Origin of the sequence: Microbulbifer sp. A4B17, from assembly GCF_003076275.1 — a bacterium.
GTDB lineage: Bacteria > Pseudomonadota > Gammaproteobacteria > Pseudomonadales > Cellvibrionaceae > Microbulbifer.
Genome location: NZ_CP029064.1, coordinates 3,322,233 through 3,336,427, shown reverse-complemented (window position 1 = coordinate 3,336,427; position 14,195 = coordinate 3,322,233). Strand labels below are relative to the sequence as shown.

Sequence of the window (14,195 nt, the reverse complement as noted above, 5' to 3'; positions counted from 1 at the left end):
GATATAGACATCACGCCTGAGATGTTTTCCGGTCGATGGATGGGTAGGTGGTTTTGAGGATAGATTCAGCGAAAATGAGAATACATAATTTTTGTTAATAATTTTCGCTCCCCTAGGATGTTTTTTTCATCTTGATTTTTAAATAGTATGGAAGTGTAGTTCTTATATTTCGGTGACTCATTTTTGGTTTTTAATTAATGATTTTATCGTATATCGAATATTCTAAAATTGTAGAGATATCGAAGTTTGACCAATTGGCCTTAAATCCTCTAGGAGGGATGTTGCGTGTTACCCATCCAAAGGAAGTAAAGGTAAGTTACAGTATCCTAATTTATAAAAATTAAGCCGTATAAAATTATAAGCCTGGTTGTATCAACTAATTGTTTTTTTAGTCAATTTATATTGACTGTCAGGCCAGTATTTTCAGCATTTTGGCCGGTTTAATTTCTTGAATATAAAGTCAAGAATATTACCTGTTTGAGCCCATCAGGCATTAATCAAGTGTTGCATATTCAATGTGCAGCTATTCAATGGGAAGGTAAACGTCTGTGATAGCCTTGCTCTCATAGGAATCAGGAAAAAACTTAATGCGTTCGAAGAATAGTGGGAAGTCTCTGAGGGTATAGCCAGATATTTCCAGCCACTCTTGGTACAGAAAATTAACCGCGCTGCCCAGGTAGTCATCACTACCCAGGTGCCTTATCACTGCACAAGCTCCTTGGGGGATCATTTTCTTTTTGATCTCTTTATCTTCAATTTCGATGGAGGGATCAATAATACAGCCTATGTCCATTTTGTATTGATCAGGGGGCACAGATTCTGGATCATTGTAAATAATGTTGAATGTTCTACTTTCTGGTGGGGAGAGCTCGATCCGCTTTCGCCAGTTGATAAATCGCTTGATACTGGAACCTATTCGAGATGGGCACCCGCGATGCTCCGGGACAGTAATTGTTGTCCTGTGAAACTCCTTAAGGGTCACTTGGAGGTCTGTCCTCGTTGTCATGGTATTATCTCTAAGCTCCTTTACTTTCCGGTAGTTAGAGTGCCATTTTCCCCAATCTGGATTTTGCCTGAAGTTTGATGGGGTTAATCCAAAGTATTTCTTGAATGATGGTGAAAAATCTTCATGGCTTTCAAAGCCATTGCTCAGTGCGATCTCTAATATCTGGAGATTATCTCGATAGACAAGTTGGTGTACAGCTCGTTTTAGTCTTAGGATTCGTACCAGGTTCATAACGGGTAGGCCAAAAAATAGTGAGCATTGACGATGAAATTGATACTTGGACAGGTTTGCGACCTGGCAAAGAGTACTTGTATCGAGATCGTCATCAAGATTAGATTCGATATAACTCAATATCTTGATGAACTGTTTTCTTTGATTGGCACTGTACTGCCTCTATGTGCATTTGCTAATAGTACACCTAGAGGAGGGAGTGAACTTGACCAAAGTTGCTGTATTTGAGGTGATCAAGTTAAAGTAGGGTATAGGGAGTGGCGGCACTAAATACCAGAGGGAATACAGCCTCTATTAATGTTTGATGATACTTGGATAGGCGTCTAGCAGGGAGAGGAGAGCCTCTTAAATGTGTTGAGCATTGATTTCGCTTCCTTGAGGTTTCGTAAGTGCACTTTCATGGAATTGACACCGGCATTTACTCCAAGTGAGATAAGCTTCATTACCACTGAGAACGCCAGCTCTGACTTTAAGTAGGGTGTAAATGCCAGAAATGCTTTAAAGGTAGATTGGTGAATTCTATTTAGTAGGTCTTGTATATCTTTATTGTTAGTTGATATTTTTTCTGCCTTCTTCTCAAAGGCTTTTAGTTCATTAACATATTCAGAAAATAGTCTCAGGTTAAATACGACTGTCCGGTGCTCTTTATAACCAGCAATAATAGTGCTAAGGGCATCATTAATCTTTCTTAAGGCAATATAATCAGTTCTTGATAGGTTGTCATACGAATTGGAGAGATAGCTGATCGTATCTCTCCGAAGCTGACAAAACTCATATAAGTGCTGATCATGCTTTTTCATCTCTAAAAGCCGATATATCTGTATGGAAATGAAGAAAAGAGCAATTGCTGGCAATATGTAAAGCACTACTCAAACTCCTTTTCATTAACCGGCTTTTTCGGTGTCGCTTTTCTAGTGGGTGGAGAATAAGAGAAGGCATTATCCATAAGCTTCAAAAACCTGTCTCTATATTCCTTATTATCTGCTGCAAGCCGATCAATTTCAACTTGACGGTCTTTCAGACGTCCGCTGTACATCCAAAAAAGCAGATAATGCGCAAAGATGAAAAATATGACAAAGAGGCCGTTCTTCAGCCCCATATCCTGCACAAACGCGAGTATATCTTTGAGGATATCAGTCATGTAGTCCCTTACTTCTATTTTTGACAGATCCTCATGCATTTTTAACTATTGAGACTCTCGATTCAACTTGGTTTATCTTTGTTCAACGGTTTTTGGTACTTTTGTCTTGTTTATGTCAGTTTAGATCTTAGTTAGTGGCTCCAATGAGGCTAGACTGTGTTGCTACTCCAAGCACGTTGGATTTGAAGTTGTGAACTGGTTGCCTTTCCAGAGGTTCGTCCCGCTACAGGTTGGGTCAAAGGGGTCAGCGAGATCGAACTGTTGGTTTCCGGTTAGTGTATTGCCGATAATCCGATTGTCCATACTGTCCGGATCGGTAACGATGATACCGCCATTGTCCGATAGCGCTAAGAGTCCATTATTTGCCACGATGTTGTCTGCAATTGTGCTGTTCGAAGCTCCACTCAGGTTAATACCAGCCTGCCCATTTCCCGTCACACTGTTTTGAGACATGTGGGTAAAGTTACCGTTTAATATAGCTCCAGTCTCAACATTATTTTCAATAATACTGTTGGATATGAAGGTGAAGTTGCCGTCAACTTCGAAGCCATCTTCACTAAATCCTGAGACGGTAGTAAATGATATATTGTTGTAGTCTCCCAGGATTTCAATCCCTTCATCCCCGCCACCCAGTACCGAGCTGCGGCTAATCACGTTGTAATCGCCAAAAACTTCAATACCGTCAAATATTGTAGAGGTCGCTGGGCCTGTAATATCGACATTGATGATGGTGTTACCATCGCCAAAAAGCAAAATAGCATTTCTCTGAGCGTTATCTATTACGATATTAGATATAGAGTGAAAGCCGGAACTAGAAGTGATGATTCCGTTTGTGCAGTTGGTCAATTGGCCGTTACTTAGTATTGCAGAGGTCCCCTGAAACTCTACTGCATAGAATTCCGTCTGCGTGGGGTCAAGGGATACGCAGCCAAGTTCAAATCCTGCCATATTCAAGCTGCCTAACGGGCCAACAATCGTGAGCGCAACTGGATTCGCAGTGCTCAACTCGCAGCTGAGGTCCTGGGTTAAAGTGGTGGGCTTGGATATTGTGTCACCGCACTCCACCGCCAGGACTTCTGTGGATGCGCTTAGCGCCAGGACCAATGCCAACTGTTTGTATATGTCTTGATTGGTGATACCCATAGGAATTACCCAGGCAAACTTTCCATGTTTCCACAATTCAAAGCGTAGCTGCGTATTGGTATTGGGGTTGTCCAAAAATCTACTTTGCCGAGCGGCAATGTGGTTATATGAGACTGAAGTCAGGGAGTCTTTTTGGGAAGAGCTTTTTGCCGAAATAAAAAAGGGGCTCACGTCAAAAAACGTAAGCCCCTTGAAAGTGGCGCGCTCGGGAGGATTCGAACCTCCGACCGCCTGGTTCGTAGCCAGGTACTCTATCCAGCTGAGCTACGAGCGCGTCGAGGAGGCGCACAATATAGATAAGCATAGTCAGAGTCAAGCACTTTCTTCATCTACGGTGCTTTTTTGTTGTTTGGCGACTGTAAGATCTGTTTGCCTGTTTTTGCTGTCTTCCAAAGGGGCTCGGCTTAGGGAGCATAGGTAGGAAGCCCGTGTGTAGAGCTTCCTAAAGATTACGAGAGGCTTGAGAGGTGATATGGTGACTATTGATTGATCGTTCCTCTATTGCTTGTCCCCAGCCGGGTTACATTGGCAAGTTGTGAGGCCCCACTCTGGTTGGCTGTGAGGCTGTTCAGGGTTCCATTTTGAAGGGATGTTAAAGTCTGGTTCATACCATTCTGATTAGATACTACAGAATTTTCCATACCGCTTTGGATGGTTAATGAGCTGATTAATGAACCCGTCTGAAAGATAATTTGTGTATTTAGCATTCTTTGCTGGTCAACAATTAACTGCGTGAAGGAAGTGCTAAATTGATTAGCCTGAATAGAATTCTGCTCGCCAACCTGGTCAACAGTGGCAAGGTTGTTGCTACCCCCACCTTGACCAAGGCTTATCATATTTGCTGTGCCAAATTGTGTAGAGCTAGCAAAGTCGGAAGTGCTTAAGTTGTGAGATATCCCACTTTCATTTTGATCTCCGGTCTGGTCTATCAAAATGGTGCCAAGGGAGCTTTCAATCTGTATGGATGGCGCACTATTAGTATTGCCATTCTGAGTAATATTAATAATGTTATTTTCACTATCTATTTGAGTTTGAGAAGAAAGGTTGGAATCGCCCTGCTGTAGTAAGGTTGCTTGGTCGTTGGTCGAACGGATCTGGGTTCCGGAAACACCATTATTAGTTCCAATTTGAGTCTGTAATAATGTAGTTCCTATGGTGTCGATCTGAAAGTCTGCGAGCAAGTGTCCGTTCCCACTCTGTAAAATAGTAATGCTGGAAGAGGTTGCATTCTCTTGTTCCAAATCAAGGCTGCTATGGGCACTACCTATTTGTGTATGGTTGATGGTGCTGTTTAGGGTAGTTCCAAATTGAGTTGCGCCAGAGAAATTATTAGTGCCATTTTGCACTTGTAGAATGGTGCTGTCTTGGGTGCTGAAGTCAGATTGATCGGTCATAGCCATATTGCCCATACCGGTCTGCAGAACAATGGAAGTATTGTTGTTTGCCAGTACATGCACACTGAAAGTAGTAAGTGCAACTGCCGTAACAAAAAAATGTGCTCTCATAATGCGATCTCTTGGGTATAAGTGACAACAGTAATTTGATTGACATCAGCAGGGTGGGCATATTCAGTCTTGTTACCAAGAAAAGAGAGATTCTGTATGAATGATAATGTCAGAATTGAGGCTGGATATTTAGGAGCTGTTCAGCTGCAAGTTCGATCTGGATACTAATAGATTGCAAATGACTATATTTCATGATTATTCTGACAATTATCTAACGAGGTATCTACAGGTGTTCCTGGATAGTCATCATTATTGCAGTTTCCTGATGAGGTCAAATGATTCACTAAAAGTGTTGTAGATTTTGAATTGATTTACTATGGGAATTAAGTTGGAAAATAATAGTAATAAAGTGTAGAAGCTAAGGTTTTATATGCTCAAGCAATAGGAAGTGAATAATAACTTTGGGGGAGTTTTTTTAAATTCTCCCGAGTGTTTGAAGAGCATAACCATGCGGTACTGGTTTCACTAAAGGTTAAAGGTGTCTGAATTACCTGTGTCAACCTGCCTAATAGTGGTTGTCTGGGGGATTCCACTCTGAAAAGTGTTTGCTGTAATCAGTGTGCCACTTTGAAAAATTGCAGTATTGCCTGCACCATTCCGGGTTAAACCCAAGTGTTATTGTTTGCCAGCGCCGAAATACTACCAGTGGTAAGTACAATGGCAGCGATTAAGATCTGCGATCTCATAAGTTACTCTCTCTCTTACATTGGGTTATTTAGATTTTGATTGATATCGACAGATGCAAATAATCACGAGTGGAAATGTTTTTGGGGGCGTAAGTGATACTAAAGACAGTTGTAGCTGAATGCTGAAGAGGTGGTGCTCAAAAAAGGCCGGAAGTCGCTGGCGGTAGGGTGTGCGTCGATTGACCTCAACTTACTTTGTCACTTGTCTCACGGGAGCCCTTTAGGTGACCTCCTTGCAGTCATCCTTATCGCGACATCTTGATCAGGTCAATCGGTGCAGGGAAAGTGTTGGTGGTGTCTGCTGCTATCGCTATGGGAATTCAGTGGAGTAAAGTTGGTATCTGGCGTAAATACCGGTGAGGTTCTGGTGTGGCTGGAGAATAAAAAAGCCCGAACCTTTCGGTGCGGGCTTTTCGTGTGTGGCGCGCTCGGGAGGATTCGAACCTCCGACCGCCTGGTTCGTAGCCAGGTACTCTATCCAGCTGAGCTACGAGCGCGTTACGGGTGCGGATATTATAGATGCTCTTGGCGCAAGTCAACCTAAAGCGTAAAAAACCTTTAAAAATCATTATGTTGGCTAAAGATTGGGCACTTTGGGGGGTGTTTGAGCTGACTGAGATTGCCGCGGCGGCTGACTGGCTCCCGTCCAATGCCAGACAGCCAAGAGGCAATTGACTGTCTGTAGAATCGGCAAGCGAGGGAAGTTGAAGCTTTTTTCTCTGTAGCCCCTCCTGCTTGCAAGATGGATTAGAAGCGGGCTTCCAGTGATAGGTCAAACCCGTTAACGGCTACGATGTCGTTATCGATTGTCTTCCACTGAAGCTTTCCTGAGAATTTATCGGTAAAGTCATATTTAGCACCAAGGCCGTAAGTTAGATCCACATCTTTTTCGCTGTACCTCTCAACTGGGGATATAAGTGACCACCAAGTAGATACAGGTCTGAACTCACTATCGACTCTGGTATAGGAAATACCAAGGTTCGCACTCAAGGTCAGTTTTTCGAGAACTGGGTAGTGAGCCACACCGTTCAGCTGAAAACTGCTGACTTCAAGGGTTTCGTCATCCTCGACATAGGTGTTTATGTATTTTTCTTCCCACTCGTCATAATAGGTGACCGGGGAGAGATACTCATCCTGGGCACTGCCAAAGTTGCTGTATGCAGCTTCTACAGAGAAGTAAGGGTTAAAATTATAGCCGAGATAAATATTTAAAGAATTTGTTTGATCGCCGAAGCGCTGTCCGTCAAGGTAGTGGCCGGATCGGGCTTTCTGGCCATCGAGGTCATAGTAGCCTAGGCCAAACCCGATATAGAACGGGTTTTTTTCTGCTAAAGAGGCATTAGAGATTGTTAGAGCTAAGGGAACTAATAATAGTTTAGAGATTTTCATACCGGTTACTTCTATTCCATGAAAAGTTTGGTGTAGATGTCGAATTATATCGCGTTTATATTTTTTTTGATGAAATTGGTCAAGTTATTTTAAATGAGGTGAAATTTTCTGAGCCTGAATTTTTAGCACTATAGTAATAGTTGCGGCTTGTATTGAAATACTGGTCAATGCTGTGAGGAGTAATGTTTGGCGAAGTATTTTTAATAGTAAAGGACTGGTAGAATGTGGCGCTGAAGTATTTTGGTGAGTTTTACGTAAAATTAAATTCAGCCGGATAACTGTGGAACCCATCAAAATCACCTTTGCTAAGGGTTACACCGCAGTGGCGTGCGATTGCATAAAACATGCTTATATGAAATAGTAAGTTTGGAAGTCTATATTGATGGATATTGTGGCTGTGGGAGATCCACGGTTGTAAAACCCGCTTTATCATTGATTCTTCTACTACTGTCCAGGTCGGTTGCTTCGGGTAAAGAAGCTAAATAATTTAGTGTTTTTTGGATAGATCTCAGAATACCCTCCTTTGTATTCCCATTTTCTTCAAAAGTCACAATTTTCTTATCAACGAGTGGGCAGTGTCCGCGAAGAAAAAAGTTGGCTGCGATTTTTACATTCTCGGCCAGACTGAACATGTCAGGTGCCAGCTGCTTGTGAAATATTTCATGCAGAACTTTAGTCGCAATTGAAAGCAGTTAGGAAAGATGATTCTGAAGAAGGCGCTTGATAGATATTTGCATTAGGTAACCTGATAATAGCGGAGTGAATTAATTTTGTTGGTACACAAGTTTCTGGGTGTTACTACATCAGATATTGTGACAAAGTCTCCCAATCAAAGCGTCGAGTCTTACCGTCACTAAATAAAACCTCGATACGCTTGTCTTCCCATCCCAAAACCCTTCCATAACCAAGTTTTCTATGGCGCAGCCCCTCACCAGGTTCGGGTTTTCGCATTGGCGCCCGGGGTGCACTGATATTGGGGTTGTAATTGCAAGCTTCTAAATAGTGGAGCGCTTGGCGCGATACCGGTACATCGGTGTCGATTTTTTCCGGGCGCTCCCTTAGGGAGTCTGCCATCAATTTACTTAAAGGAAGCTGCATTTCATTAATAAATAATGAAGGTTGTGAAGCCTCTGGATCATTCTTTTTGGAGTTTTCTACAGGGGCCAACAAGAAGAGTTTTGACTTGGCTCGGGTCATCGCCACGTACATCAAGCGGCGTTCGCTCTCCAGTGACGCGGGTGTGTTGAAGTCACGTTGGGGTTGATAGGGCATATTGTGCTGGGTGAGTGTGGGGATAATCACTTGTTCCCACTCCAAACCTTTAGCCTGGTGCATAGTTGTTATTTGTATAGCATCCGATTCGGTTTGTTCACCCTCCCGGTGTTGGCGTTGCAGCTCTTGTAGATGTGCCAGGGCTTCGGTGGGAGGCTGCTTCAGTGTGTCCAGGTATTTACAGAAAGCGAGGATGGTTTGTTGCCTCTCCTCTCCTTGTTGGCGGGTAAAGGCGTCGTCGGCGATTCCGCTGAGAAGTTCCAGCTCACCGATATGGCGACGCAGCAACTCTCCGGCATGGCCACGCCAGTTCTCGATCTGGGTAAGAAGGTCTGCCCGCTGGCGCAGGCGTTTAGTCTGGGGTTTGCTCAGGTTTTCAGGTAGCAGGGCAATCAGCTGCTTGCCCCACCCCTTGTCCAGGGCTGCCAGGGTAGAGCAAATAGGCTCCAATACTTTACGGGGAATACGTACATGAGGAGCTGTCAGCCATTCATAAAGGCCCTGCTGTCGACGCTTGGATGGGAGTTCAGTGAACCGACCGGAGGCAATATTTAGGCTCCAAAACAAGGGGCGCAGCTCCCGGCGCGAAAGGACGGTGTTGCGGCTTGCCGACCGGTACGGAATATTATTGGCCAGCAGCGCCAGTTCAATAGGGGCTGCTATTGACCACAGGCGCACCAATACGGCGATATTCCTGAGAGATTGGCCTTGCTTCTGGCATCGGCGCAGGTGCTCTACAAGCCAGCGCCCCTCTTTATCGGTTTTTACCAGCTCGATTTCTGTTTGCTGATCTTCATTGGCGGAAACACAGAATATATCGGCGCGATCGCGATTGTTCTCAATAAAGTGGTTGGCGGCGAGGGATAACTGGTGGCCGTAGCGGAAAGTGCGGCTTAGCTGGTAGACATTTGAGGGGGGGAAATCCCCATCGAAAAATGTGAGCAGGAAATCAGGTTTGGAGCCGCGCCACTCGTAAATTGTCTGGTCTGGGTCGCCAATCGCGATTACGTTGCCAGATTTTCCGTAGAGAACTCGCAATAAAAAGTGTTGTATCTCATTGATATCCTGGTATTCGTCCACCAGGATATCTTCGTAATAGCTGCCGTACTGCTCGGCTATTTCCTCATCCATGCTGAGCAGCATGGCGGGGTCGTAAATCAGGTCGGCATAGGTGACCGCATTCTGGCTGCGTCGCCAAGCCTCAAAAGTGCGGAATACCTGTAAAAAATACATGTATTCATCACCGAGTTTCAGTTCCTGAAATGCGCTGAGGTCTCCTGACAAAATGGTTTTGGTGTAGTCGATAAAGAATTCAGCGGCCTCAATCTCAGATTGCTTACGCGCTCTAATCTCTTCAAGCTCGTGAGTAGGGGCGCATTCCTCGATAGCCTTCCAGATTTGTAACTGGATTGTGGACTGAGGCAGGGGGGTGAGGTTGGCAGCGGCGATATGATCATTGGCGATCATGCGCTGGTACAAACGATATCCGACACTGTGAAAGGTATGTACTGCTGGTATTGGGCCCTCGGCCAGTTGCCGGATGCGGCGATCGAAGTCCTCTCGCGCACTGCGGTTGTACATCAATACCAGCAGTCGCTCGGGGGCGATACCTACATCCAGACGATTCTTTATATAATGCAGCAGGGCGGTAGTTTTGCCGGAGCCGGCAACGGCGATGATCTTGGCGTGACCACCGGTGTGGCCTGCAATTGCCTGTTGTTCAGAGGTAAGATTATTCCCGCCCATCGCGCTCTTTACTCAAATACTGGATATTTTGCCAGTATTTGGCATTAGGTTACAAGTCGCGATATATCTTATTTAGACGGCTTGTCACTATCAGAAATCTGGTGGTGGCGCAGTGCAAGCTCAGCAATATAGGGGGAGAGAAACACTCGCCCGCTCAATTCCTGCAACAGCTTGGAGTGGCCCAGCCGATCCAATACCGCACCCTTCACCTCTGCCAGGTGTAGCTGGATATCTCGACTCTGTAAATCCCTGTTTACCTGTAGCAGACGCTCAATGGCAGTGCTGTCGATACGATTAACGGACGACAAAATAAGAACCATGTGGCGGGTATTGCGGTGCCGCTTTATCTCTACAAAAAGACGCTCCTCAATCGCATTGATATTGCTAAAGAACAGGTTCTCATCAATACGCAGGAACAAAATCTCGGAATCGGTTTTCACTGTATGGCGAAGCACATTGCGGAATTGCTCCGTACCGGGCACGCGTCCCACTACTGCGATATGCGGCCGGCTGGCTCTCCAGATCAATGTGGTGAATGAGAGCCCGACACCCAAGGCAATCCCGGTTTCCACTCCAAAAAATACTACCCCTAGAAATGTACCAGCCATGGCTAATCCATCGGTGCGGTCGTAGCGCCAGTGGTGGGTGATACCCTGGAAGTTGATCAGGTTTGCGGCTGCAACAATGATAGTGGCCGCTAGCACGCAGATTGGCAGTTCGGTAAAGACTTTAGTGGCATAGAGAAGGAGCAGGGCGATTAGCACCGCTGCTATCACGCCGCTGAGGGGTGTTTTTGCCCCACTCTCATCATTGACTGCTGTTCGCGCAAAACTACCGGTTACTGGGAATCCCCCTGAAAATGCACTGAGAATATTGGAAGCGCCCAGCCCTCGCAGCTCCGCATTAGTGTTGAGCTTCTCGCCCCGCCGCTGGGCGATAGAGTGAGCAATAGACAAACTTTCGACAAAGCCGAGCAGGGCAATAATCAGGGCGGGTAACAGAAGTTTATAAATCAGTCCCAGGTTAAAAGAGGGAACCGTGAGGTGCGGTAGCCCATCGGGAATAACCCCTACAACGGGTAACTCTTTCTCCCAGTGAAAAATAGTGGTGAGCACAATGGCAATTACCACGATAAGCATGGGCGCCAATCGTGAGAGCAATTTGGATCGTGCCGGGCCGACCCCGATTTTCCTGAGCAAGAACGGCAAACCTAAACGAGCGGCAATCAAGCTGGCGAGTGCAATTAATCCCAGCAGGGCAGCTTCTCGATCGGTTTCAGGCAGGTGGTTAAAGGTGCTGATTAATATTTCGAGGACCGTATCTCCATTACTTGATATTCCCAGCAAGGGGGCAATCTGACCGGCAATAATCAGCAGGGCAGCTCCAGAGACAAAGCCCTCAACAACCGGAAGGCTCAATAGATTTGCTAGGCTGCCAAGTCCAAGAAACCCCATTAATAACAGGAGTATTCCACTTAAGAGCGCCAGCAGTATGGCGCCCGAAATGTACTCGGGACTTCCCGGTGTGGCTAAGGGGGTGAGTGCTGAAGCGGTCATTAGCGCGAGAACGGCTACAGGGCCTACTGACAGCACCGAGCTCGAGCCAAACAGTGCATATCCGACCAGGGGAAGCAGTCCTGCATAGAGACCTAAATAGGGGGGGAGGCCGGCTAGTGCTGCGTAGGCCAGGGCCTGTGGGATGAGCATCATACTGGCCAGAAGGGCGGCAACACCGTCACCGACCAGCCATCGTGACTGGTAGTGTCTAAGCCATGGGGGGATAAGGTGGGGTAGCCGCATCCTTACTCTTGTTTCTGCTTTATTCCAGGCGCAATTGTGTGAACTGCACAAACAAGATAGACGGCGGCCGCCCTATAGTTGGTCCTGTGCACAATTTATCCCACAGCTTACCCAGCGACGACGATGCGATTGACCCCAAGGCGCCGGAACAGCGCCATACCTGCGAGCATAGCGAGGACAAATATCAAAGCTTTAAGCTGCCCGGTCCCGGAAGCGACAATTGCCGGTCCGGGGCAAAAACCCGCCAATCCCCAGCCTGCGCCAAAGAGAAGGCTGCCTAGAATCAAGCGGCGATCAATTCGATTGCCTGCAGGCAGGTGTAGCGGTTGGTTCCAAACAGATTGTCCCCGGCGCTTGATGAGCTGGAATAGAGGTAGTCCTACAGCGATGGCGCCAAACATTACCAGCCCCAGAGATGGGTCCCAGGCGCCGGCAAGGTCAAGGAAGCCCAGGACTTTTTCCGGGTTGGCCATACCGGAGAGCAATAATCCCAGGCCAAAAGTCAGCCCAGCCAGAAATGCACTGAAATTGGTTTTCATCATCATTACCCCAGCTGGCCGATCAAGAGGTGCCGCATTAGAAACACGGTCGCGAAGCCCGCAGCCATAAATATCAGGGTGGCGATTAGCGAGCGAGTGGAGAGTCGGGACAGGCCGCAAACACCATGGCCACTGGTGCAACCGGATGCCATTCGCGTGCCCAGGCCCACCAGTAATCCCGCTGCAATTAAGGTGGGATAAGCTGCCTGGATATCAATGTCGGGTACAACTGCAAAGATTTTCCATGCAAGAGGGCTTATCAATAGTCCCCCGATAAAGGCCAGGCGCCACAGGGAACCTTGGGTTTGGTCAAGCAGTCCGCCGATGATGCCGGAAATGCCTGCGATACGGCCGTTGAAGGCGAGTAAAGCGGCACTGGCGAGGCCAATTAGCAGTCCCCCTGCGAGTGCGGAGCCTGGAGTGAAAGCTGTCCAATCGATGGTCATGGGATTACTCCGCACAGTAGAGTTGGTAAAGGGTTTGCAACAGGGCGAGTACCCGCGGGTCCGCAACCCGGTAGTAGACATTTTTTCCCTCTCGGCGTGTTTCGACCAAGCCTTCGCGGCGGAGGACTCCCAGTTGCTGGGACAGGCTTGGCTGATGAATACCCAGGCGCTCTTCCAATTCGCCTACATTTAGCTCTTCCTGGCTGAGCTGGCATAGAAGTAGCAAGCGGTCCTGATTGGCCAGGGAGCGGAGCATTGCTGCAGCCTGGCCGGCAGAATCACGCATTTTATTGAGATCGAGATGTTCAGTATCGGGCATGGGAACTAAATCAATTTACACAATTACAATATATTGTTTTATATAATATCACATTGTATATTGTTGGTGTAGTGAATACGGGAGAGCAGAAGGTGGCTCAAGAAGAACACTGTGCCCGGGTGCAGCCGTTCCTGGATCGGGATACAGAAACCTGGAGCTATGTGGTGTACGACAGGGAAGGGGGCTCAGCCGCTATTGTGGATTCTGTGCTGAATTTTGATGCAGCCTCAGGCCGTACCAGTAGCCGAGGTGCTGAGGAGCTGGTTTCATTTATTCAAGAGAAAGACCTGACTCTAGAGTGGATACTGGAGACCCATGCTCATGCTGACCACTTATCGGCGGCACCATTTTTACGGCAGCAACTTGGTGGGCGTATTGGGATCGGTGAACAGATTTGCCAGGTGCAGAAAATCTTTCGCGATGTATTTAACCTTGAGAGGGAGTTCCTGGCAGATGGTAGTCAGTTTGATCATCTTTTTAAGGATGGTGAAACTTTCCAAGTGGGGAAGTTGACAGCGAAAGTGATTTACAGCCCCGGCCACACCCCCGCAGATATGGCCTGGCTAATCGGCGATGCGCTTTTTGTTGGCGATACTTTATTTATGCCGGATGTTGGTAGTGCGCGATGTGACTTTCCCGGTGGGGATGCATCGGAATTGTATCGTTCGGTGCGTAAGATCTTATCCCTTCCCGATCAAACCCGTATGTTTATGTGTCATGACTACCCGCCTAAAGGTAGGCGGGGCTATCAGTGCGAAACCAGTGTTGGTGAACAGCGTAGAGAAAATATCCACTTGCGCGATGGTGTTGCCGAGGAGGATTTCGTTGCGGTACGTCGAAAGCGTGATGCAACTCTATCGGTGCCAAGACTGATTGTTCCTTCCGTACAGGTAAATATTCGGGCAGGGCAAATGCCACCGGCAGAATCCAATGGTACGATTTACTTAAAAGTGCCGCTGAACCAGCTCTAAAT

At 46.7% G+C, this 14,195-nt stretch carries 15 protein-coding genes and 2 tRNA genes; 1 reads left to right on the top strand and 16 read right to left on the bottom strand.

The annotated features are described in order from the left end of the window. Positions 1-523: 523 nt before the first annotated feature. The 16 genes from BTJ40_RS14750 to BTJ40_RS14680 form a co-directional block, all read right to left on the bottom strand. Entirely contained in the window at positions 524-1,357 is an 834-nt protein-coding gene (locus BTJ40_RS14750; RefSeq protein ID WP_238152015.1) for a GyrI-like domain-containing protein, read from the bottom strand. Positions 1,358-1,560: 203 nt separating this feature from the next. Further along, on the bottom strand, positions 1,561-2,037 hold the full coding sequence (locus BTJ40_RS14745; protein WP_157954096.1) for a hypothetical protein: 477 nt from the start codon (positions 2,035-2,037) through the stop codon (positions 1,561-1,563). Between the two features lie 65 nt (positions 2,038-2,102). Further along, positions 2,103-2,378 carry a hypothetical protein gene (locus BTJ40_RS14740; protein WP_157954095.1) on the bottom strand — a complete coding sequence of 92 codons (276 nt, stop codon included), beginning with the start codon at positions 2,376-2,378 and terminating at the stop codon, positions 2,103-2,105. Positions 2,379-2,540: 162 nt separating this feature from the next. After that, complete coding sequence (locus tag BTJ40_RS14735; protein WP_238152014.1) at positions 2,541-3,521, bottom strand: right-handed parallel beta-helix repeat-containing protein; 981 nt, start codon at positions 3,519-3,521, stop codon at positions 2,541-2,543. 197 nt (positions 3,522-3,718) lie between these two features. After that, positions 3,719-3,795 (bottom strand) — tRNA-Arg (locus tag BTJ40_RS14730). Between the two features lie 205 nt (positions 3,796-4,000). Then, positions 4,001-5,026: a hypothetical protein gene (locus tag BTJ40_RS14725; protein WP_108733805.1), complete on the bottom strand. Its 1,026-nt coding sequence runs from the start codon at positions 5,024-5,026 to the stop codon at positions 4,001-4,003. Between the two features lie 1,106 nt (positions 5,027-6,132). Then, positions 6,133-6,209 (bottom strand) — tRNA-Arg (locus tag BTJ40_RS14720). A gap of 250 nt (positions 6,210-6,459) precedes the next feature. Then, positions 6,460-7,101, bottom strand: a complete 642-nt coding sequence (locus BTJ40_RS14715) for a porin family protein (RefSeq protein WP_108733804.1) — start codon at positions 7,099-7,101, stop codon at positions 6,460-6,462. 84 nt (positions 7,102-7,185) lie between these two features. Then, a complete protein-coding gene (locus BTJ40_RS22515) occupies positions 7,186-7,392 on the bottom strand; it encodes a hypothetical protein (protein WP_192879434.1) in 207 nt (68 codons plus the stop codon). Beyond that, positions 7,352-7,534 (bottom strand): DUF1993 family protein, encoded by a 183-nt coding sequence (locus BTJ40_RS23200; RefSeq protein ID WP_108733803.1) that lies wholly within the window; start codon positions 7,532-7,534, stop codon positions 7,352-7,354. The genes BTJ40_RS22515 and BTJ40_RS23200 overlap by 41 nt, the downstream gene beginning before the upstream one ends. After that, entirely contained in the window at positions 7,476-7,733 is a 258-nt protein-coding gene (locus BTJ40_RS14705) for a hypothetical protein (RefSeq protein ID WP_108733802.1), read from the bottom strand. The genes BTJ40_RS23200 and BTJ40_RS14705 overlap by 59 nt, the downstream gene beginning before the upstream one ends. Positions 7,734-7,899: 166 nt before the next feature. After that, positions 7,900-10,119, bottom strand: coding sequence for an ATP-dependent helicase (locus BTJ40_RS14700; RefSeq protein WP_108733801.1), 2,220 nt, complete (start codon positions 10,117-10,119; stop codon positions 7,900-7,902). 68 nt (positions 10,120-10,187) lie between these two features. Next, positions 10,188-11,918: a SulP family inorganic anion transporter gene (locus tag BTJ40_RS14695; protein ID WP_108733800.1), complete on the bottom strand. Its 1,731-nt coding sequence runs from the start codon at positions 11,916-11,918 to the stop codon at positions 10,188-10,190. 107 nt (positions 11,919-12,025) lie between these two features. Continuing rightward, positions 12,026-12,460, bottom strand: coding sequence for a DUF6691 family protein (locus BTJ40_RS14690; RefSeq protein ID WP_192879337.1), 435 nt, complete (start codon positions 12,458-12,460; stop codon positions 12,026-12,028). 2 nt (positions 12,461-12,462) lie between these two features. Then, a complete protein-coding gene (locus BTJ40_RS14685; protein ID WP_108733798.1) occupies positions 12,463-12,903 on the bottom strand; it encodes a YeeE/YedE family protein in 441 nt (146 codons plus the stop codon). A 4-nt stretch (positions 12,904-12,907) separates the two neighbouring features. Beyond that, the gene (locus BTJ40_RS14680) at positions 12,908-13,222 is read right to left on the bottom strand and encodes a metalloregulator ArsR/SmtB family transcription factor (RefSeq protein ID WP_108733797.1); all 315 of its coding nucleotides are present in this window, start codon (positions 13,220-13,222) and stop codon (positions 12,908-12,910) included. 92 nt (positions 13,223-13,314) lie between these two features. Between BTJ40_RS14680 and BTJ40_RS14675 the strand changes: the two genes are divergently transcribed. Then, complete coding sequence (locus tag BTJ40_RS14675; RefSeq protein ID WP_108733796.1) at positions 13,315-14,193, top strand: MBL fold metallo-hydrolase; 879 nt, start codon at positions 13,315-13,317, stop codon at positions 14,191-14,193. Positions 14,194-14,195: the final 2 nt, after the last annotated feature.

What these genes read in the sequence shown, in the direction of transcription:
- BTJ40_RS14745 (WP_157954096.1), bottom strand. Translation starts at nt 2,037, where the DNA reads ATGAAAAAGCATGATCAGCACTTATATGAGTTTTGTCAGCTTCGGAGA.
- BTJ40_RS14740 (WP_157954095.1), bottom strand. Translation starts at nt 2,378, where the DNA reads ATGACTGATATCCTCAAAGATATACTCGCGTTTGTGCAGGATATGGGG.
- BTJ40_RS14735 (WP_238152014.1), bottom strand. Translation starts at nt 3,521, where the DNA reads ATGGGTATCACCAATCAAGACATATACAAACAGTTGGCATTGGTCCTG.
- BTJ40_RS14725 (WP_108733805.1), bottom strand. Translation starts at nt 5,026, where the DNA reads ATGAGAGCACATTTTTTTGTTACGGCAGTTGCACTTACTACTTTCAGT.
- BTJ40_RS14715 (WP_108733804.1), bottom strand. Translation starts at nt 7,101, where the DNA reads ATGAAAATCTCTAAACTATTATTAGTTCCCTTAGCTCTAACAATCTCT.
- BTJ40_RS22515 (WP_192879434.1), bottom strand. Translation starts at nt 7,392, where the DNA reads ATGGGTTCCACAGTTATCCGGCTGAATTTAATTTTACGTAAAACTCAC.
- BTJ40_RS23200 (WP_108733803.1), bottom strand. Translation starts at nt 7,534, where the DNA reads ATGATAAAGCGGGTTTTACAACCGTGGATCTCCCACAGCCACAATATC.
- BTJ40_RS14705 (WP_108733802.1), bottom strand. Translation starts at nt 7,733, where the DNA reads ATGTTCAGTCTGGCCGAGAATGTAAAAATCGCAGCCAACTTTTTTCTT.
- BTJ40_RS14700 (WP_108733801.1), bottom strand. Translation starts at nt 10,119, where the DNA reads ATGGGCGGGAATAATCTTACCTCTGAACAACAGGCAATTGCAGGCCAC.
- BTJ40_RS14695 (WP_108733800.1), bottom strand. Translation starts at nt 11,918, where the DNA reads ATGCGGCTACCCCACCTTATCCCCCCATGGCTTAGACACTACCAGTCA.
- BTJ40_RS14690 (WP_192879337.1), bottom strand. Translation starts at nt 12,460, where the DNA reads ATGATGAAAACCAATTTCAGTGCATTTCTGGCTGGGCTGACTTTTGGC.
- BTJ40_RS14685 (WP_108733798.1), bottom strand. Translation starts at nt 12,903, where the DNA reads ATGACCATCGATTGGACAGCTTTCACTCCAGGCTCCGCACTCGCAGGG.
- BTJ40_RS14680 (WP_108733797.1), bottom strand. Translation starts at nt 13,222, where the DNA reads ATGCCCGATACTGAACATCTCGATCTCAATAAAATGCGTGATTCTGCC.